Source organism: Blautia liquoris (genome assembly GCF_015159595.1).
GTDB classification, from domain to species: Bacteria; Bacillota; Clostridia; order Lachnospirales; family Lachnospiraceae; genus Novisyntrophococcus; species Novisyntrophococcus liquoris.
On record NZ_CP063304.1, the window covers coordinates 510,334 to 528,369 of the forward strand.

At 44.4% G+C, this 18,036-nt stretch carries 20 protein-coding genes and 1 pseudogene; 18 read left to right on the forward strand and 3 right to left on the reverse strand.

The genetic code is table 11. The features are described 5' to 3' along the window. The first annotated feature begins 2 nt into the window (after window positions 1–2). The 15 genes from INP51_RS02460 (at window position 3) to INP51_RS02530 (ending at window position 12,086) form a co-directional block, all read left to right on the forward strand. Complete coding sequence (locus INP51_RS02460) at window positions 3–1,490, forward strand: acetaldehyde dehydrogenase (acetylating) (RefSeq protein WP_193736175.1); 1,488 nt, start codon at window positions 3–5, stop codon at window positions 1,488–1,490. A gap of 64 nt (window positions 1,491–1,554) precedes the next feature. Next, entirely contained in the window at window positions 1,555–1,839 is a 285-nt protein-coding gene (gene eutM / locus INP51_RS02465) for an ethanolamine utilization microcompartment protein EutM (RefSeq protein ID WP_193736176.1), read from the forward strand. A gap of 66 nt (window positions 1,840–1,905) precedes the next feature. Next, window positions 1,906–2,190 carry a BMC domain-containing protein gene (locus INP51_RS02470; protein WP_193736177.1) on the forward strand — a complete coding sequence of 95 codons (285 nt, stop codon included), beginning with the start codon at window positions 1,906–1,908 and terminating at the stop codon, window positions 2,188–2,190. A gap of 37 nt (window positions 2,191–2,227) precedes the next feature. After that, window positions 2,228–3,040: an ATP-binding protein gene (locus INP51_RS02475; protein WP_193736178.1), complete on the forward strand. Its 813-nt coding sequence runs from the start codon at window positions 2,228–2,230 to the stop codon at window positions 3,038–3,040. 9 nt (window positions 3,041–3,049) lie between these two features. Then, a complete protein-coding gene (gene pduL, locus INP51_RS02480) occupies window positions 3,050–3,673 on the forward strand; it encodes a phosphate propanoyltransferase (protein WP_193736179.1) in 624 nt (207 codons plus the stop codon). A gap of 22 nt (window positions 3,674–3,695) precedes the next feature. Continuing rightward, a complete protein-coding gene (gene eutJ / locus INP51_RS02485) occupies window positions 3,696–4,511 on the forward strand; it encodes an ethanolamine utilization protein EutJ (protein WP_193736180.1) in 816 nt (271 codons plus the stop codon). 17 nt (window positions 4,512–4,528) lie between these two features. Continuing rightward, window positions 4,529–5,284 carry a hypothetical protein gene (locus tag INP51_RS02490; protein ID WP_193736181.1) on the forward strand — a complete coding sequence of 252 codons (756 nt, stop codon included), beginning with the start codon at window positions 4,529–4,531 and terminating at the stop codon, window positions 5,282–5,284. After that, window positions 5,281–5,574 carry a EutN/CcmL family microcompartment protein gene (locus INP51_RS02495; RefSeq protein WP_193736182.1) on the forward strand — a complete coding sequence of 98 codons (294 nt, stop codon included), beginning with the start codon at window positions 5,281–5,283 and terminating at the stop codon, window positions 5,572–5,574. Before INP51_RS02490 ends, INP51_RS02495 begins: the two co-directional genes overlap by 4 nt. Continuing rightward, a complete protein-coding gene (locus INP51_RS02500; RefSeq protein WP_329602323.1) occupies window positions 5,561–6,931 on the forward strand; it encodes a 4Fe-4S dicluster domain-containing protein in 1,371 nt (456 codons plus the stop codon). Before INP51_RS02495 ends, INP51_RS02500 begins: the two co-directional genes overlap by 14 nt. A gap of 3 nt (window positions 6,932–6,934) precedes the next feature. After that, on the forward strand, window positions 6,935–7,474 hold the full coding sequence (locus INP51_RS02505) for a BMC domain-containing protein (protein WP_193736183.1): 540 nt from the start codon (window positions 6,935–6,937) through the stop codon (window positions 7,472–7,474). A gap of 25 nt (window positions 7,475–7,499) precedes the next feature. Further along, window positions 7,500–8,738: an ethanolamine utilization protein EutH gene (locus INP51_RS02510; RefSeq protein ID WP_193736184.1), complete on the forward strand. Its 1,239-nt coding sequence runs from the start codon at window positions 7,500–7,502 to the stop codon at window positions 8,736–8,738. Window positions 8,739–8,753: 15 nt separating this feature from the next. After that, entirely contained in the window at window positions 8,754–9,212 is a 459-nt protein-coding gene (locus tag INP51_RS02515; RefSeq protein ID WP_193736185.1) for a cupin domain-containing protein, read from the forward strand. Between the two features lie 131 nt (window positions 9,213–9,343). After that, the gene (gene guaA, locus INP51_RS02520) at window positions 9,344–10,909 is read left to right on the forward strand and encodes a glutamine-hydrolyzing GMP synthase (RefSeq protein ID WP_193736186.1); all 1,566 of its coding nucleotides are present in this window, start codon (window positions 9,344–9,346) and stop codon (window positions 10,907–10,909) included. A gap of 176 nt (window positions 10,910–11,085) precedes the next feature. After that, a complete protein-coding gene (locus tag INP51_RS02525; RefSeq protein WP_193736187.1) occupies window positions 11,086–11,553 on the forward strand; it encodes an RpiB/LacA/LacB family sugar-phosphate isomerase in 468 nt (155 codons plus the stop codon). Window positions 11,554–11,762: 209 nt separating this feature from the next. After that, complete coding sequence (locus INP51_RS02530; RefSeq protein WP_193736188.1) at window positions 11,763–12,086, forward strand: inorganic pyrophosphatase; 324 nt, start codon at window positions 11,763–11,765, stop codon at window positions 12,084–12,086. 88 nt (window positions 12,087–12,174) lie between these two features. Here INP51_RS02530 and INP51_RS02535 read toward each other — a convergent pair. Next, window positions 12,175–13,322: pseudogene (locus tag INP51_RS02535) on the reverse strand (IS91 family transposase). A gap of 288 nt (window positions 13,323–13,610) precedes the next feature. Between INP51_RS02535 and INP51_RS02540 the strand changes: the two are divergent. The 3 genes from INP51_RS02540 to INP51_RS02545 all read left to right on the forward strand — a co-directional run bounded on the left by INP51_RS02540 (window position 13,611) and on the right by INP51_RS02545 (window position 17,104). After that, window positions 13,611–16,091, forward strand: coding sequence for a Spy0128 family protein (locus tag INP51_RS02540; RefSeq protein WP_193736189.1), 2,481 nt, complete (start codon window positions 13,611–13,613; stop codon window positions 16,089–16,091). A gap of 171 nt (window positions 16,092–16,262) precedes the next feature. Further along, complete coding sequence (locus INP51_RS16295) at window positions 16,263–16,388, forward strand: hypothetical protein (protein ID WP_268885815.1); 126 nt, start codon at window positions 16,263–16,265, stop codon at window positions 16,386–16,388. Beyond that, window positions 16,385–17,104, forward strand: coding sequence for an NAD(P)H-dependent oxidoreductase (locus INP51_RS02545; protein ID WP_193736190.1), 720 nt, complete (start codon window positions 16,385–16,387; stop codon window positions 17,102–17,104). Before INP51_RS16295 ends, INP51_RS02545 begins: the two co-directional genes overlap by 4 nt. A 3-nt stretch (window positions 17,105–17,107) precedes the next feature. Here INP51_RS02545 and INP51_RS16085 read toward each other — a convergent pair whose 3' ends face one another. Next, a complete protein-coding gene (locus INP51_RS16085) occupies window positions 17,108–17,527 on the reverse strand; it encodes a NifB/NifX family molybdenum-iron cluster-binding protein (RefSeq protein WP_230406854.1) in 420 nt (139 codons plus the stop codon). Then, window positions 17,524–17,892, reverse strand: a complete 369-nt coding sequence (locus tag INP51_RS16090) for a DUF134 domain-containing protein (RefSeq protein WP_230406855.1) — start codon at window positions 17,890–17,892, stop codon at window positions 17,524–17,526. The genes INP51_RS16085 and INP51_RS16090 overlap by 4 nt, the downstream gene beginning before the upstream one ends. Window positions 17,893–18,036 lie beyond the last annotated feature (144 nt).

Genomic DNA, 18,036 nt, shown 5'->3' on the forward strand with positions numbered 1-18,036 from the left:
ATATGCAGCTATACGATAAAGATCTATTGTCGGTGCAGGAAGTACGCGAGCTGGTGGATAAGGCGAAAGCTGCTCAGGAAGAGTTGAGTCACAAAAGTCAAAAAGAGGTGGATTTTCTCGTTAAATCCATGGCATCTGCCGGTGTACGTAATGCAAAACGTCTGGCGAAAATGGCCTGTGAGGAAACAGGATTCGGAATTGAAGAAGATAAAATTGTCAAAAACGTATTTGCGAGCGATGGTGTGTATCAGTATATTAAGGACATGAAGACGATAGGGGAGCTGGACTATGATAAGGAGAAGAAAGTAAAGAGTTATGCGGTTCCAGTGGGTGTGATCGCTGCTCTTATACCGTCGACAAATCCAACGTCAACAGTTCTCTATAAAGCACAAATTGCCGTGAAGGCAGGGAATGCAATTGTGTTTTCACCCCATCCCAATGCCAGAAACTGTATTTTAGAAACCGTAAAAGTGATTCGCCAGTCTATTGCAGAGGCAGGAGGGGATGAAAATCTGGTATCTTGTATCACAACACCTACGATTCAGGCAACCAGTAACCTTATGAGTCATGCGGATGTCGCGTTGATTCTTGCCACGGGCGGTTCAGCCATGGTACGGGCAGCCTATTCATCCGGGACACCGGCAATCGGTGTGGGACCGGGCAACGGGCCGGCTTACATTGAAAAGACGGCAGATCTTCCCTGTGCGGTTAAGCGAATCATGGATTCCAAGACGTTCGACAATGGAACGATCTGTGCATCCGAACAGTCCGTTATATGTGACGATGACAGGGAAGAGGCAGTACAAGAAGAGATGGAGCGGCAGGGAGCGTACTTCCTGAGCGATGAGCAATATAAACAGTTAGGCTCCTTTATCCTGAGGGCGAACGGCACGATGAATCCGGAAATAGTCGGAAAGAATGCAAAGGTAATCGCCAGACTTGCAGGGATTCAGGTGCCGGAAGGAACCAGAGTACTTGTGGCGAGAGAAGATGGTATCGGAAAAGGACATCCGTATTCCAACGAAAAACTATGCCCGATTCTTGCATTTTACACAGCCCCATCTTATAGAGAAATTTGCGAGCTGACGGAAGAGATTCTTCATTATGAGGGAGCGGGTCATACCTTCTCGATACACACAAAAGATGAGAGCATCATTGAATATTTTGCAAAGAGGGTACCGGCTTCCAGAATTGTCGTGAACGCGGCGAGTGCGCTTGGCGGAATTGGCGCGACAACTGGTTTGGTTCCGGCACTGACACTTGGATGTGGGGCAGTCGGCGGAAGTGCCACATCGGACAATGTCGGACCGGCGAATCTGTTCAACGTCAAAAATGTCGCATGGGGCTGTAAAGAACTAGAAGATATTAGGAAGGAGCAGCCCGACTGCTCGGAAGGAGTATGCAAACCCCTTTGCGGGGAAAACAGCTTCAGAGATATCGACATTGACGCCGTGGTCAGCGAAATCATAAAGAGACTTCAGGCAGTATGAGCAGACCAGAACCAGTGAATATGTGTTTTATAAATAATAGACGAGATGTCAAGGAGGATTTGATATGGCAGCAATGCAGGCATTAGGAATGATTGAAACAAAAGGTTTAGTAGCATCAATAGAAGCAGCCGATGCGATGGTAAAAGCGGCGAATGTAACTTTGATTGGGAAAGAGCATGTAGGCGGCGGACTTGTGACCGTGATGGTGCGCGGGGATGTGGGAGCTGTTAAGGCGGCTACAGATGCCGGTGCGGCAGCCGCAGAACGAGTAGGGGAACTGGTTTCTATCCACGTAATTCCGCGTCCGCACGAAGAGGTAGAGGCCATTCTTCCTAGATTAGGAGAGTAAATCAAAGAAAGCAATACCGTTGACAAGTAAAAGCAGATGATATTTATATGATCAGGAGGAATGAATATGGCAGCAACACAGGCACTGGGAATGATTGAAACAAAAGGGTTGGTTGCATCGATAGAGGCTGCCGATGCGATGGTAAAGGCGGCAAATGTGACCTTGATTGGGAAAGAGCATGTAGGCGGCGGACTCGTGACCGTGATGGTGCGTGGAGATGTGGGAGCTGTGAAAGCAGCTACAGATGCGGGGGCAGCGGCAGCAGAGAGAGTAGGAGAGCTTATATCCATTCATGTAATCCCAAGACCACATGATGAGGTGGAAGCTATTTTGCCGAAAATTGACCAATAATCAGGTGCAGGGAGCATAAAGGAGGTGGCTTTGTTTAATGAAAGTGATAACGGAAGCATATCTGCGTGATGAGTTACGAGCGTCTAAGCCAGATTCCTATACGATTCCGGAGGGAAAGATCCTGTCACCGGCGGCCAGAGAATATCTGCAGCAGTACAAAATCAAGATCATATGTGCAGCAGACCAAAAGAAACGGGAGCAGAAAATACAAAACAAGGAGCCAGAAATTGTAGCAACGCCAGTTTTGACAATGCCAGAAGTAAAGCTGGCTGCCGGGGAGAGTGCAAAGAAACCAAAATTTGTGGATTATGAGACAGGAGCCTACTACTTTGAAAAACCGGAGCATATGACACACTTATACGCAAATGTGCTGGTTCCAAAGGATCACAAGAGAATTCTCTTTCGGGGAAAACTGGACAGTCTCGAAGCCTCGTTCGTCTTAGTTCAGAGCATGCTTGATGAGACCGGTGAAACTGAAAAGCTGATTGCCGATCTTTTAGATATTTTAGACAGCTTGCGGGAAATGATGCGCTGCGATGCACTGAATGAGCCGTTTCGAAGGGATTTGATCATAGGGCTGACCCATGAGGAACTCAGAGAACGTTCTCATGACCCGATGAAATTCTACAACATTAAGCAAATGGTATTGCCCGATTATACATTGGGAAAGACGTATGCTTTGTTAAATCAGCTTCGTGCTTTCATAAGAGAGACAGAGGTGGCAGCTACTGGTGCATTTCGTAATGGGAAAACGTATGATCGAAAAGACATTATCGAGGAGTTAAATCGTATGTCCAGTGCCATGCATATTATCATGTGCAAGTATCTGGCGGGCGATTATAAATCTTAAGGAGGAAAGATGGAACAGCTGGTAGATCAGGTAGTACAGGCAGTTAGAAAAGCCGGTCTTGTGGAAGTGGAAGTTTCAGCCAGACATGTTCATCTGTCGCAGGAAGATATGGAAACCTTGTTTGGGAGCGGGGCCACGCTTCATCCAAAGCGGCCGCTCTCCCAGCCAGGACAATTCTTAAGTGAAGAGCGGGTGAATCTGATCGGAAACAGGGGAAGAAAAGAGCATGTTGCAATCTTGGGCCCGGTACGAAGCCATACGCAGATTGAACTTTCGAAAAGTGACTGCGTGGATTTGAAGATAGACGCACCACTTCGGGAATCCGGACATCTGGACGGAGCTGCTTCTATCCGGATCGAGGGTCCTAAGGGAGTGATAACTGTGAAACAAGGAGCGATCGTTGCCCACAATCATATACATGTTCCCCCGAAAATGGCTGATGAACTATGTTTAAAAAATGGCGAGCATGTGAGCGTCAAGGTACTTGGCAGGAGGCCAATGACTTTCAATGATGTAATTATCCGGATCAGTGAAAACTTCAGATTTCGTATGCACATCGATTTTGATGAGGCAAATGCCGCATTTGTGAGCGGTTTTACTCTCGGAAAAATAATAAAAAAGGAAAAAGACTGACGTCGGGGAGCTTAAAATACAGATGGATTTAAAACGTGTGGATGAATTTATACAGCGTGTAGAGGATTCCGAGGTTGGGACATTCTCACCGGTAGGATCAAAATTGAAGGTCGGTGTGGATCTGGGCACAGCATACATTGTCCTGACGGTGTTGGACGAGGATGACAATCCAATTGCCTGTGAAAAACAGGCGTCCAGCGTGTTAAGAGACGGTGTAGTCGTAGATTATACGGGTGCGTTGGACACAGTGACAAAGTTAAAGAAAAAGCTGGAAGAACGCTTGGGAAGAGGGCTTGTAAATTGTGCGATTGCAATGCCTGCGGGAACCGAAGGAAGCACCAAGACCCATCAATATGTCGCGGAAGGCGCAGGGTTCGAGGTGACGAATGTTCTGGATGAGCCCTCCTCAGCCAATTCGGTATACCAGATCCAAAACGGAGTGATCGTGGATGTCGGAGGAGGGACCACAGGACTTGCTGTATTCAAAGACGGACAGGTGTATAAAACCGCAGATGAACCGACAGGCGGGACGCACCTGACACTTGTTCTTTCAGGAAATTACCATATACCCTTTGACCAGGCAGAGGCGATGAAACAAGATTACAGCAGACATAAAGAAATCCTTCCTGTCGTGAAAGCAACGATAGAAAAAATTGCATCCATCATCAGCCGCTATGTGGATTCCAATGAGACAGATATGATATATCTTTGCGGCGGAACCTGCTGTCTGACAGGAATTGAAGATATTATAGAAAAAGAGACAGGCATCCGGACAATCAAGCCTCGCAACCCTTTTCTGGTTACGCCGGCGGGAATCGCGATGAACTGCAAACTATAAGGAAAGGAGGAGAATGGATGGATATTGATCAATTAGTAAATGAGATCGTAAAACGGGTACAGGCAAAGATCGAAGATAGGGAAAATGTCTGTGATGCTCCTTTAAACACCAGGTCGAAACCGAGGATTCTGATTTTAAATGATTTTCATAAAAGCAAATGTGATGAGTTTGTCAAGTCCTCACAGCTCTTTGACTATTATGACATGGATTATGCCTTACAAGAGGAATACGACTGTCAAATCTCTTCTTATGAAGCTGTGATAGCTTTTCATCTGACGAACGAATATCTGGGAAAGATTGCAAATGGCATCTTTGACAGCGGTTATACAAGGCTGTTCGGAGAGGCACTTCTTGCGGGGAAAAAGATATTTCTTCCGAAAGAAGAGATAGAACTGTGTACTTATCAGAAGAGTGCACCAATCATTTATTACCGCAGACTTGCGGACAATCTGCAGCTATTGACGGAAAGTGGTGTTGTGGCTGAATCTTATCGTGTTCTGCCGGATTTTATATTGAATGGCGGGTCTGATTTAAAAGATAGCAAAGTGGAGCGAAAATCTGTACATTGCGAAACATTTGGTGAAGTAGGAATCTGTAAACATGTCATCACGGAGAGAGATATCAGGAAGGTCTGGGAAGAAAGTAAGATCCAGAAGATCGTTATTGGTTCAAAAGCAATTTTGACGGATCTTGCGAGAGAATATGCGGATAAACAGAAGATAATGATTGTACGCTCAGACGATACACATTCCGTGAGAGGTGAAAGAAGATGAAGACAGGAAGAGTGATAGGCAATATCTGGGCTACTCGGAAGGCAGAAGATCTGGAAGGGCTGAAATTGATGGTGATTCAGCCCATAAACCTGTTAGATGACGAGCCGATTGATAATCCGATCGTTGCAGCGGATATCATCGGCGCAGGGGTCGGAGAGAAGGTTCTCTATGTAGGGGGAAGTTCCGCCAGAACTGCAGCAGGCAGCCGGGAAATTCCTGTGGATGCCACCATTGTGGGGATTGTGGATGATCAGGAGATCGACGAGGATCAGGTACATGGAAAGCGGTGATTGCATGGATGTGACAGAAAAGATTAAAAAAGCAGGAGTGGTAGGAGCCGGAGGAGCCGGTTTCCCGACACATGTGAAACTAAATGCAAAGGCAGAATATTTCATCATTAACGCGGCAGAATGTGAGCCTCTGATTGAGATTGACAAATATCTGTGCAGGACCTATGCCGATAGAATCGTCAAAACTGTGGATTCTCTTGCAAAATTTTTGCAGGCGGAGCAGGCAGTCATCGCCTTAAAAGGAAAATACAAAAGCGAAATTGCAGCACTCTCGAACGCAATACGAAGTCAGCATGCAGATATCCGTATTCATCAGATGGACACCTTTTATCCTGCAGGAGATGAGCAGATTATGGTACATGAGGTAACGGGCAGAGTTGTCCCCGAGCGTGGACTGCCGCTGGATGTAGGATGCGTGGTGGATAATGTTGGAACCATTCTTGCCATCGCCGATGCCATAGAAGACAAACCGGTGACGGATAAAATTCTCTCCGTTACCGGTGATGTAGAGCACCCGCTGCTGTTTCAGGTTCCCATCGGAACTAGTGTCCGCTTTCTTCTCGATCAGGCAGGGCTTTCAAGAGGTACATATGGAGTGATAAACGGCGGTCCCATGATGGGAAAGGTTTTGCACGGAGAAAACGAGATTGATGAAGCGGTTGTGACAAAGACAACAGGAAATCTTCTGGTGCTGCCAAAGGATCATTACCTGATGAAACGATCCGCACTCAGTGTAAACCGCATGGCTCACCAGGGAAGATCAGCGTGTATTCAATGCAGGATGTGTACCGATCTTTGTCCGCGATATCTGATTGGACATGATGTACAGCCGCATCTCGTCATGCGAAACCTTTACCGGGAGAATACGGATCTGGATCGTGAGGAGTATAAGAAAGCATTTGGAAGCGCTCTAAATTGCTGCAGCTGCGGAATCTGTGAGATGTTCTCGTGTCCTATGGGTCTTTCTCCCAGAAAGATGAATGATTACGTAAAGGGAAGGCTTCGCACGCAGGGGATTCAAGTGGAGAAAAATCACAGTCCGAGTGTCCGAGACGGATGGGAGCATAAAAAAATACCGACCAGTCGTCTGACTGCACGTCTGGGACTTTCAAAATACGTATCACACGAGGTGCCTGATGATGTAGTTCAATTGCAGCCGGATTGTTGTTTTATACCGCTGTCCCAACATATAGGAAAACCGGCTGTGCCGGTTGTGGAAAATGGAAATCGGGTGGAGAAAGGGACACTGGTGGCCGGTGCAGCGGAAGGTCTGTCAGCGAATATTTACTCTGGAATGACCGGAATCGTCACAGAAGTTACTAAGCGTGGGATCAGAATTAGCAGGAAGGGGGATTAGGGCATGGGAAAATCAATTGGCATGGTGGAACTGTCCAGTATCGCCAGAGGAATTGAGACAAGTGATTATATGGTCAAGGCCGCCCAGGTAGACCTGATTCGCTCTTCAACAATCTGCCCCGGCAAGTACGTCGTTATCGTTGCCGGAGATACAGGAGATGTAAAGGCGTCCATGAAAGAAGGAATCGACAGAGGCGGAGAATATCTTGTGGATTCGCTGGAGATTCCAAATATCCATGAACAACTGATACCGGCTCTTTCGGGAACGGTCACGGTGGATGACCCGCAGGCAGTCGGCGTAATTGAGTTTTATTCCGTGGCATCAGCGATACTGGCTGCAGACCAGGCTGCGAAAGCCGCCCAGATTACTTTGATTGAAGTCAGAATAGGGTTTGCAATCGGCGGAAAAGGTTTTGTCACTCTTACAGGGGATGTCGGTGCAGTGAAGGCGGCAGTTGAGGCAGCCGTGCGGGAGAAGGACCTCTACGTAGAGAGCACCGTCATTCCAAGACCGGCACCTGAAGTCTTCCAGTCATTATTATAAATACTTACCGCAAGGAGGAGCGCGTATGTTTCAAGAATTGATTGACAATATAAGCAATGTCAGTGTATTTACGGAGAGCATGAAACAGTGGATCAGCGGATTATCGGTCAACGACGTGATTGTTTTTGTCATGATGATCTTTATGATCATCGGAGCAATCGATCGAATCAGAGGTAATAAGCTGGGGTATGGGGAACAGTTCGAAGAAGGTTTCAATGCCATGGGCCCCCTTGCAATTGCCATGGCCGGTGTCGTGGCGGCAGCGCCCGTTCTGGCTATTATCCTGAAACCAATCATTGTGCCTGTCTATAAGCTGCTCGGAGCAGACCCATCCATGTTTGCCACAACCCTTCTGGCATGCGATATGGGTGGTTATCCGCTGGCAATGAAGTTGGCAGAAAACGAGACGATTGGAAACTTTTCGGGCTTGATTCTGGGAACTATGATGGGACCGACGCTGGTATTCACCATTCCGGTTGCCTTGTCCATTATTAAAAAGAAAGATCGCCCATACCTCGGAGCCGGTATTCTGGCCGGTATGATCACCATACCGATCGGCTGTATTGCCGGCGGTCTGGTTATGAATGTTACAAAATATAAAATTAGTATAGGAACGATTCTCATCAATCTTGTGCCGGTTATCATCATTGCAGGACTGATCGTACTCGGATTGTGGGTCATTCCGGATAAGATGATCCGTGGATTTAATAAATTTGGCACGGGGGTCACGGTTGTCATAACCGTATTTACAGCGATTGCGATCTTTGAATATCAGACAGGAATCAAATTTCCGCTGATGAATATCATGGTAGAACCGGATGCAGACGGGATAATTCCCTTGGAGAGCGGACTTTTGACCTGCGGTCAGATCTCGATTGTATTAGTGGGAGCATTTCCCATGGTTTTCTGGATTACAAAAACATTTAAAAAAGGACTCAGTGCGATTGGTAAGAAATTCGGCATGGATGAAAACGGATCTGCGGGTCTTGTGGCATCACTGGCAAACAATATTGCAATGTTCAACATCATGGACAAGATGAATCCAAAGGGAAAAGTATTAAATGTGGCTTTTGCAGTCAGTGCGGCATTTGTGTTCGGTGATCACCTTGGATTTACCGCAGGCGTAAATAAAGAGATGATATTCCCAGTGATTGTCGGAAAACTTGTCGCAGGGATCACAGCGCTTCTGCTTGCGAATGTACTCTCTCCGAAGCTGCTGTCTAAGATTCAATCCTCTGTGGAAACAGATGCAGAGGAAGCGTAAAGGGGGCATTTATTTATGAATGTAAGTGAAGATATGATACGTCAGATAGTCCGGGAAATTCTTTCTGAACAGAGCCCCTCCAATCAACCTGTGGAGAATTTTGTAAAAGAGAAGGACAAAAGCGGTATTCTGAAGATTCAGACAGATACGGTTATATGCGAGCCGTTTGAGCAAGACGGTGTGAAACTGAAAGATGTTGTCACTTTGGATGAGGCACCACATATGGGATGCGGGATTATGGAGCTGGATCATACGGATTTTGAATGGACACTTGTCTATGATGAATACGATCTGGTACTTGAAGGTACTCTGGAAATAGAAATTGACGGAAGAGTCTTAAGTGCAAAGCCCGGTGAAATAATATATATTCCGGAAAACAGCCATATCCATTTTAAGACACTATCCAAGACGAGATATGCTTATTTTACATATCCGGCCAATTGGCAGGAACGCCTGAAGAATAAGGAAAAGTAAGCAGATAAACGAATATAAAAAGATGAAACATCAGCATCCAATTGCCGCAGTAAGCCGCATATGGATGCTGTTTTTCAATCAAGAAATACTTGTCAGAGGGAGAAAATTCAACTATACTGTAAAAGTACGAAATGAAAAACAGGAGGCATACTTTTTTGGAAAAAGAACTGATTCTTATTTTGGACTTTGGCGGTCAGTACAACCAGCTGATTGCAAGACGTGTACGTGAGTGCCATGTATACGCCGAAGTTCATCCTTATACATTATCAATGGAAAAGATCAAAGAGATGAATCCGAAGGGAATCATCTTCACGGGAGGACCAAACAGTGTATACGATGGCGAGTCAGCCAGATATGGTGTCGAGATCTTCAGGCTTGGGATCCCGATCCTGGGTATCTGCTATGGGGCTCAATTGATGGCTTATCTGCTCGACGGCGCCGTTAAGACAGCACCGGTCAGCGAATATGGAAAAACCGAAGTGCTTTTGGACAACTCTTCTGCCTTATTTGACGATGTATCCGAGAAGACGATTGCATGGATGAGTCACACCGATTATATATTCAAAGAACCCGAAGGGTTTAAAGTCACAGGATCCACACCGGTGTGTCCGGTGGCCGCTATGGAAGATGCGGACAGAAAGCTTTATGCTGTTCAGTTTCACCCGGAAGTTCTCCATACAAAGGAAGGGAAGAAGATGCTTTCCAACTTTATATATAAGATCTGCGAGTGCGAGGGAACATGGAAGATGGATTCTTTTGTCAAAACAACGATTTTGGATCTGAAAGAGAAGATTGGAGACGGGAAAGTGCTCTGTGCACTTTCGGGCGGGGTCGATTCTTCCGTTGCAGCGGTATTATTGTCAGAAGCAATCGGGGAACAGCTGACTTGCGTCTTTGTGGATCATGGTCTTCTGCGCAAGGACGAGGGCGATCAGGTAGAGGCAGTTTTCGGGCCGGATGGTCCTTACAAGTTGAATTTTGTCCGTGTCAACGCGCAGGAAAGATTCTATCGTAAGTTAAAGGGTGTCACGGAACCGGAAGAGAAACGTAAGATTATCGGAGAAGAATTTATCCGCGTATTTGAAGATGAGGCCAAGAAGATCGGAAAAGTGGACTTTCTGGTTCAGGGAACCATCTATCCGGATGTGATTGAGTCCGGCCTTGGAAAATCAGCGACAATCAAGTCTCATCATAATGTAGGAGGGCTTCCTGACTATGTGGATTTCAAAGAGATTGTCGAACCGCTTCGAATGTTGTTTAAGGACGAGGTCCGCGCAGCGGGGCGGGAGCTTGGTATTCCGGAACATCTTGTAAACCGTCAGCCCTTCCCGGGACCGGGACTCGGAGTCCGCATCATTGGAGAAGTCACAGCCAAGAAAGTCCGCATTGTCCAGGATGCAGACGCCATTTACCGCGAAGAAGTAGACAAAGCCGGATGCAGCAAGAATCTCGGACAGTACTTCGCGGCACTCACGAACATGCGCTCTGTCGGTGTCATGGGCGATGAGAGAACCTACGATTATGCGATTGCACTTCGCGCAGTATTGACCAGTGATTTTATGACCGCGGAATCAGCAGAAATTCCATGGGAAGTGCTGAATAAGGTCACGAACAGGATTGTAAATGAAGTGAAAGGCGTCAATCGGGTGCTGTATGACTGCACTGGGAAACCGCCGGCCACGATAGAATTTGAATAGCAGTCGAATTGGCATTTGGATTACCTTTCCAGGTGCCTTTTCTTTTGGAACAGGACCAACTAGTGTTGGCTTTATTTATTAGGAATAAAGTAATGATAACACAAGAAAGTACTGGATAAAACAATCTGCCGCATAATGCATCAGAATAACTTATCCAGTACCTTCTTTTAATTTGCATGAAAACAAACATCTTCAGACTTCCATCAGAACAGTGTATGGAACCTGAAATGTTCCACAGAATCGGTTTGAAGGTTGGCGCTAAGATTGCAGAGGAAGAATTTGAAAGGGCATTAATTTTTTGCGGAACAGGTATGGGAATCCATATTGCAGCAAGTAAATGCCCCCACGTACATGCGGCAGTGGTAGAAAACGTTCCTTCTGCGCTTCGATGTATCACAGGAAATAATTGTAATATTATGTCTATGGGTGCACATTATGTAGCTCAGCATACGGGGATTGCTATGGCAGATGCTTTTCTGGAGCATAATCTTGGAGATGGTTATGAGGAGCGGAATAATTTTTATGAATTTCATAAGCTTGCCTACGATGAATTGGAAGCATTTGAGTACGAAGAATTCAAAAAAAATGGGTTTGAAGTGAAAAAAATTGGAGAAGTAGAACTGGGACCGGAACCATTGGAATAATTATATATGTGTTAAAAAGCTCAAACCTAGAACTCATTGGGGGGAGAGCTTTTTTTGATTCAGAGCTGACAAATGGTACTAAAGCATTATGATAATCTTGGAAAACATATATAAGGCTGATAACGGTTTCATATTTTGCTTCTTAAAGTAATAGCAATAAAAGGCTGGGTCTGGTAGAATAGTATGGAAAGAGAAAGGCGGTTTTAGTTATGATAGGAGATATTGTAAAGGTAACTGTCGATAGACCGTTGGGAAGTTATCATCCAGAGCATAAAGATATATATTATCCAGTTAACTATGGATTTATTGAGGGAATTATTGCACCGGATGGTGAAGAACAGGATGCTTATATACTGGGAGTTTACGAGCCTGTAAAGGAATTCACAGGAGAAATAATAGCAATTATTTGCCGGGCTGATGATGTTGAAGAAAAATGGGTTATTGCACCTGAAAACATTTCTTTTAGCAAAGAAGAAATTATGGAACAGCTAGGATTTCAAGAACAGTATTTTAAATCAGAGATTAAAATGTAGAATTAACCAAGTAAGTGGGTGTGAAAACAGATCCATGAAAACACCTCCCCTTCTGCTGATTTTAGTATGAGGCAGATGGGAGAGAAAATCAAGAGCTGTTTATCTGATGGCGTGCTTTGACCGTCGCCCTTTCATATAATTCAGTCAGAGAAACGCGCTTGTGGTTATGGTAAAGCTCCAGAAAGATCATTTTTTGTCCGCAGTTTGGGCATTCCAGTGGATCATAACCAAAAGACAGGAGAATTAGAGTTCTCCATTGATTGAAATCCAGAAGAATTTTATGTTTAGGTTTGGGAACAGCCTTTGCAAGACGTTTGTCTATTTCACGATCTCTAGCATAAAGGCCATAATAGCGGGTCATTTTGAAATGTTTTTCCGGGATATGCTGAATCAGGAGTTTGATGAATTCCGGAACGGGAAGTGTTCTCTCAATATAAGTATTATCCTCATGCCGGTTGTAATGAAAAGTAACCTGTTCACCATCATAAGAGTCAATACGGGAGGTGGCAATGACTGGTCGTCCCAGATAACGGCTGATATACGTTACAACCGTATCAGGGTCGCAGAGATTCGATTTCGCATAAACATAGAATCCCTTCTTGTCCCTTCGATAAATGGAAGACTTCATTTTTTTAAAGGAGGGTCCAATCTGTGCTTGCATTTCATTCAGGAGAGCAGTCTGAAAAGCAGTTCTGAGATATGGATAGCTGAAATGCTTCACGACACGCCAGAAGCCGTTATCGGAATATCTGCCTTCTGTGAGAAGGCAATGGATATGAGGATTCCATTCGAGAGGACGCTCAAAAGTATGGAGCACACAGATAAAACGGGGAACAAAATTTTTCGATTTGTTCATATTATGGAACATTCTTAAAATGACACTTCGAACAGCAAGAAAGAGGCAGTTAAGAAGAGAACGGTCTACCAGAAAGAAGTGTCTGAGAGACTCATCTATGGTAAAGACCAAATGGCGGTGACTGCAGCGGATGAGCTTAAAGGACATTGAGGTAGAGCGTTCCATGGAATATTTATTCCCACAGGTGGGACAGAACCTGGAATGACAACGAAAAGGGACAAATTTAAGTTCAGCACAATCAGGGCATCCATACATGGCACCGCCATAGGAAGGATCCCCACAATGAATCATTTTAGAGATGTTTTCCATACATCTCTGGGATGAAGAGTATATTGAATGATTTCATAATTGTCTCTGAAGATAGTCTGTAAGATGTTCATGAGATTATTATGAAACAAAATGGTAAAAAAAGAACCCCCTAATCCCCTCAAGATTGAGGGGCAGGGGAGTTAAAGTGTCGAAGACACTTTTTTCATAAAATTTATAGCTCTTTTTGATTGTGCAATATCAGAAATATGCTGCGGAATAGATTTTAACTTCAGTACATAAAACAGTCGATTCACTACATTCCTCCCAAAATAACAGTTTAAATTCTTTATACTAAGAAGGAATTTCTGCGCTGAAAGATCTAGTCTTAATTGACACTATTATTATATTGGGAGGAATGAGTGAAATTGAAAGAAGGAAAACAAGTAGAAAGAATAAAGGGTGTTGCTTGCAAAAGCAATTTATGTGGTAAAATCATTGGCTGGTTATTTTTAGTCACAATATTAGCGGGCCTGTTTCCGGCGTCACCGTTGTATGCGGCTGCCGAAAAAGTGCAGACTGCGCAAATTCCTGTTGTCCATCAAGTGACCGGAGAGCAGATCCCCGAAGGGGTTAAGTTTGATTTTTTGTTAAAACAGGTTGATGCATCTGGGACAGAGATCACTTCAGGAATACAAGCGTCAAAAACTGTCACCACAGTTTCCGGACAGGCTTCCTATTCCTTTGTTTTTGATCTTGGGCCTATTCATGATGGGACTTACTATTTTACCATCCAGGAGCGTTCGATATCTCCTTCCCTGGGTTGGGAATCTCTGCCCGAAGCACAGATGATCAAGGTGCTCGTATCTGATGGTACAGCAACCATTCCCAATCCGAACAGTACAAAAGGGGATGGGCTATTATGGGAGGCACCAGGTACGAATGGCAATCCCTTCGGATCAGGAAACTATTTCAGTGTATTATGTTTTGAGAATTTCTCTGTTCAAGGAGCAGATGTAGAAAGCGGATTAGCAGTTGGGGGAGAGCTTCAAAGTACTGACCAATATTCGCTTGGAAAGCCATATAAAAATGTTGGCTGGCCGGTATCTCCTCACTCGCCACGATTATTGGTAAAAGGAAATATTGATATGCCTGGCCAGCTTGAGGTTTGGGGTGGTACAATTGTGGTCACTGAAAATTCTATCGTCAATGCTAATCCTGCCCGGGCGATGGAATATATTGGATCAGATGACTCTTACTGCCAAGGTGATGAAAGCGACTTCCGTGAATATGATACATCTGTTGTACGGGAACCAGAACAAAAGATAGTGCGGTTTTTTAACAATGCTGAGGCCGATCTTAAATTACTAAGTCAAAATTACAAAGAACTAAACGGTGTAGCTGTTAAGGTGGTAAATTGCATGACGGGTGCGTCCCATCCATTTGCAGATATTAATAACTCGAATTATATCGAAAATATTTATTTTGACAGCTCGGTTCATGGTATTTTCCCAAATGATTATGTTGACTTTGACACAATCGTTTTCAATTTGACCTTAGATGGATTTAGCGGTAATCAAGCAGAGCTGCGCAGCATTTATATGAGTATTCCCGATGATTATGACGGCAATATAATCTTTAATGTGTTGCCTGGTGCAGGGATAAACAAATTACGGATCAATACCGGAGCGATGTTTATCAATGATCAGAAGGCCAGCTATGAGCTTGCGCGTGAATATTCAGACCGCATTATATGGAACTTCCCATCTGGAGAATTGGATGAGATTAGCGTAAATAAGCATTTGTTGATTGGATCAGTTCTAGCACCTAATACTGCTTTTATACCGAATGAAGGATCAGTTGATGGAACACTGGTTGCTAAAAGTGTAACAGCGCAAGGAGGTTGGGAAACGCATGCAGCCACGAGGTTTGGACATAACAAGCAAACGATAAGTCCGATCGACATTATTTTTTCCAATGCATATAAAGCACCGCAAGAAGATAATAGTGTTTCCGTAGCGATCAAAGGATCAAAAATCCTTACGGGAAAGAGTTTGGAGGCAGGACAATTTACATTTGCCTTGCTTGCGGACGGTATTGTCCTGGATCTTGTCAGCAATGCCGGAGACGGGAGCATAACCTTTACTGGTCCTTATCTGGAATATCAGCAGCCTGGAACGTATACCTATACCATGTTGGAGTGCGGTCCGTCAGCAGCTATTTCAAATGATTGGAACATTGGTCAAAAACCCGGAAGCAAAACACCTGACGGGAATGGCTGGGTCTATGATTCAAGTCAGTTTGAGATTGAGGTAGAAGTCAGCGATCGGGGTGGATATTTAGAAGCGGTACTACAATATAAAGATGGAGCCGCTGATTTCCATAACAACTATTCTACATCTGAATTTGTTTTGTCTTTAATAGGAAATAAAACTGTTGAAGGAAATACGCTGACAGATAATCAGTTTGAATTTGGTGTATTTGATGAGGAGAACACCTTAGCAGCACATGGAACAAATGATGCATCAGGGGTAATTGCTTTTGATAAAATAACCTTGAATAAGCCGGGAATCTATCAATATACGGTCAAAGAACTTTCTGCTTCGGCAAATGGTTGGAAAAAGGATGATAACGTTTATAAGATTACAGTAACTGTAACGGACAATGGCAGGGGTAGTTTAACCGGGAGTATCGAATATCCAGATGGCAAATTAAACTTTCATAACATTTACACCCCAACGAAGGTTGTTTTACCTAAGACAAACACAACAAAGACAAATTCACCGAAAACGGGAGATACCAATAACATGTTTTTATATCTGGTAATATTGGCGGCAGCCAGTCTTACGGGAGTGACCGGAATGATTATGCGGCACTATTTTAAAACAAAAAATATAAAATAATAGCGTAAACGTAGGTGGTACGATGCTAAAATGAATAATTTGAAAATATCCTCTCACGAAAAAACTCAAAAGTCGCATAAATACTGATATTTTCTGCGATTCCCGTTTGCAAAATCACGGTTTTTTGATATACTAATTGAGTAGGATTAAATACTCATAGGAGGCGCGAGTATGTACTATGATTTTGCTGTAAAAATTCCAGAAAACACAGGGAAGATATCAAAAAATAAACGTGGTAATACAACTTATATTGAATATACATATGATAGGGTATATCTACGAGGAGGAACAGCGTGAAAATCACAATGATACATGGTCAGAGCCATAAGGGTTCTACATATCATATTGCAAGAATGCTTGCAGAAAAGCTGGATGGTGAGATATTAGAGTTTTTTCTTCCACGAGATTTTGACGGAATCTGTGTCGGATGTACGAATTGTTTCATGAAATCCGAGACGCTCTGCCCCCATTATGAGCAGCTGAAGCCGATTACAGAGGGAATTGATCAGGCAGATGTAATTATTCTGGCAAGTCCGGTGTATGTGTTTCATGCTACCGGGGCTATGAAGGCATTATTGGATCATTATGGGTATCGCTTTATGGTACACCGTCCGGAAGAAAGCATGTTTGAAAAACAGGCTGTATGTATTTCAACTGCTGCAGGTGCAGGCATGAAAACTACAAATAAAGATATGGCTGACAGTACTTTCTTTTGGGGGGCTGCAAAAACCTATAAATACGGAGTAGCTGTTGCCGCAGACTCATGGGATACGGTGAAACCTGAGTTAAAAAAGCGTATTGATAAAAAAACGACTGCAATAGCAGATAAAATAATGAAACACGCAGATTGTATAAAACCAGGTATAAAAACCAGAGCTTTTTTTCATGTTATGAGAGTTATGCAAAAAAATGGGTGGAATGAAACAGATGCCGCCTACTGGAACAAAAAAGGATGGACAGCAAAAAAACGGCCATGGAAAAATCAACCCGGAACCATGGAGGCGCCGGGTTGATTTTTAGCGGTCACAACAGCTGTGCCCTTCCTCGTGGGATGATATCCCGTGGCTGCCGCAGCCATCTCCTTCCCCATGGTCATGCTCATTGTGGTGGCTGCATGCTGCAGCAGGGTCGTATTGCAAGTCACCGGACAGGAAGTCTTTTACAGCGTGTTCGGCATTTCCAGAGACGCCGCCGTACAACTTGATACCCGCTTCGCTCAAGGCAAGCTTTGCACCTCCTCCGATTCCTCCGCAAATCAGGGCAGTAATACCCTTTTCTTTCAGAAAACCAGCCAGCGCACCGTGACCGTTTCCCTCTGTGTTCAAGATGGCGGTTGACTGAATCTTTCCGTCATCAATATCATAGACTTTAAATTGCTCAGTGTGTCCAAAATGCTGAAATACGTTTCCATCTTCATACGTTACCGCAAGCTTCATTTTTCTTCCTCCAATTCTTTTGGAAAATTGACAGATCCTTTTCGATTGCAGCAGCACTTGCCGCAGGATGGATGAGGATGTTCGCAAATCCGCACATCGCCGCCGCCAATTTGCAGCGGATGTCCCTCTACGATACATTGAGCCAGTGTTTTCCGGGCACTGGCGTAAATGGCCTGTACAGTGGTGCGGGCGACCTCCATCTGCTTTGAACATTGCTCCTGTGTCAGTCCTTCTAAGTCAATCAGGCGGATGACCTCGTATTCGTCAAGAGTCATGGTGACAACCGAAGCATCTCCTTTACATGGCTTGAAGCTGGTACATCGCGGATGTGCGCATACACGTCGGCATTTCCTGGGTCTTGCCATCTTTTCACCTCGTTTTATCAATCAAGTTATCGACATATGTCAGTATCATTATACTGCATTTATGTCATATGTCAATAATTAAAAACTCACGTGTCTTGAAAAAATAGTCATTTTTTGTTAGTATGATACTAGGGTCAAAAGGTC

What these genes read in the sequence shown, in the direction of transcription:
- INP51_RS02460 (WP_193736175.1), top strand. Translation starts at nt 3, where the DNA reads ATGCAGCTATACGATAAAGATCTATTGTCGGTGCAGGAAGTACGCGAG.
- eutM (WP_193736176.1), top strand. Translation starts at nt 1,555, where the DNA reads ATGGCAGCAATGCAGGCATTAGGAATGATTGAAACAAAAGGTTTAGTA.
- INP51_RS02470 (WP_193736177.1), top strand. Translation starts at nt 1,906, where the DNA reads ATGGCAGCAACACAGGCACTGGGAATGATTGAAACAAAAGGGTTGGTT.
- INP51_RS02475 (WP_193736178.1), top strand. Translation starts at nt 2,228, where the DNA reads ATGAAAGTGATAACGGAAGCATATCTGCGTGATGAGTTACGAGCGTCT.
- pduL (WP_193736179.1), top strand. Translation starts at nt 3,050, where the DNA reads ATGGAACAGCTGGTAGATCAGGTAGTACAGGCAGTTAGAAAAGCCGGT.
- eutJ (WP_193736180.1), top strand. Translation starts at nt 3,696, where the DNA reads ATGGATTTAAAACGTGTGGATGAATTTATACAGCGTGTAGAGGATTCC.
- INP51_RS02490 (WP_193736181.1), top strand. Translation starts at nt 4,529, where the DNA reads ATGGATATTGATCAATTAGTAAATGAGATCGTAAAACGGGTACAGGCA.
- INP51_RS02495 (WP_193736182.1), top strand. Translation starts at nt 5,281, where the DNA reads ATGAAGACAGGAAGAGTGATAGGCAATATCTGGGCTACTCGGAAGGCA.
- INP51_RS02500 (WP_329602323.1), top strand. Translation starts at nt 5,561, where the DNA reads ATGGAAAGCGGTGATTGCATGGATGTGACAGAAAAGATTAAAAAAGCA.
- INP51_RS02505 (WP_193736183.1), top strand. Translation starts at nt 6,935, where the DNA reads ATGGGAAAATCAATTGGCATGGTGGAACTGTCCAGTATCGCCAGAGGA.
- INP51_RS02510 (WP_193736184.1), top strand. Translation starts at nt 7,500, where the DNA reads ATGTTTCAAGAATTGATTGACAATATAAGCAATGTCAGTGTATTTACG.
- INP51_RS02515 (WP_193736185.1), top strand. Translation starts at nt 8,754, where the DNA reads ATGAATGTAAGTGAAGATATGATACGTCAGATAGTCCGGGAAATTCTT.
- guaA (WP_193736186.1), top strand. Translation starts at nt 9,344, where the DNA reads ATGAAAAACAGGAGGCATACTTTTTTGGAAAAAGAACTGATTCTTATT.
- INP51_RS02525 (WP_193736187.1), top strand. Translation starts at nt 11,086, where the DNA reads ATGAAAACAAACATCTTCAGACTTCCATCAGAACAGTGTATGGAACCT.
- INP51_RS02530 (WP_193736188.1), top strand. Translation starts at nt 11,763, where the DNA reads ATGATAGGAGATATTGTAAAGGTAACTGTCGATAGACCGTTGGGAAGT.
- INP51_RS16295 (WP_268885815.1), top strand. Translation starts at nt 16,263, where the DNA reads ATGTACTATGATTTTGCTGTAAAAATTCCAGAAAACACAGGGAAGATA.
- INP51_RS16085 (WP_230406854.1), bottom strand. Translation starts at nt 17,527, where the DNA reads ATGAAGCTTGCGGTAACGTATGAAGATGGAAACGTATTTCAGCATTTT.
- INP51_RS16090 (WP_230406855.1), bottom strand. Translation starts at nt 17,892, where the DNA reads ATGGCAAGACCCAGGAAATGCCGACGTGTATGCGCACATCCGCGATGT.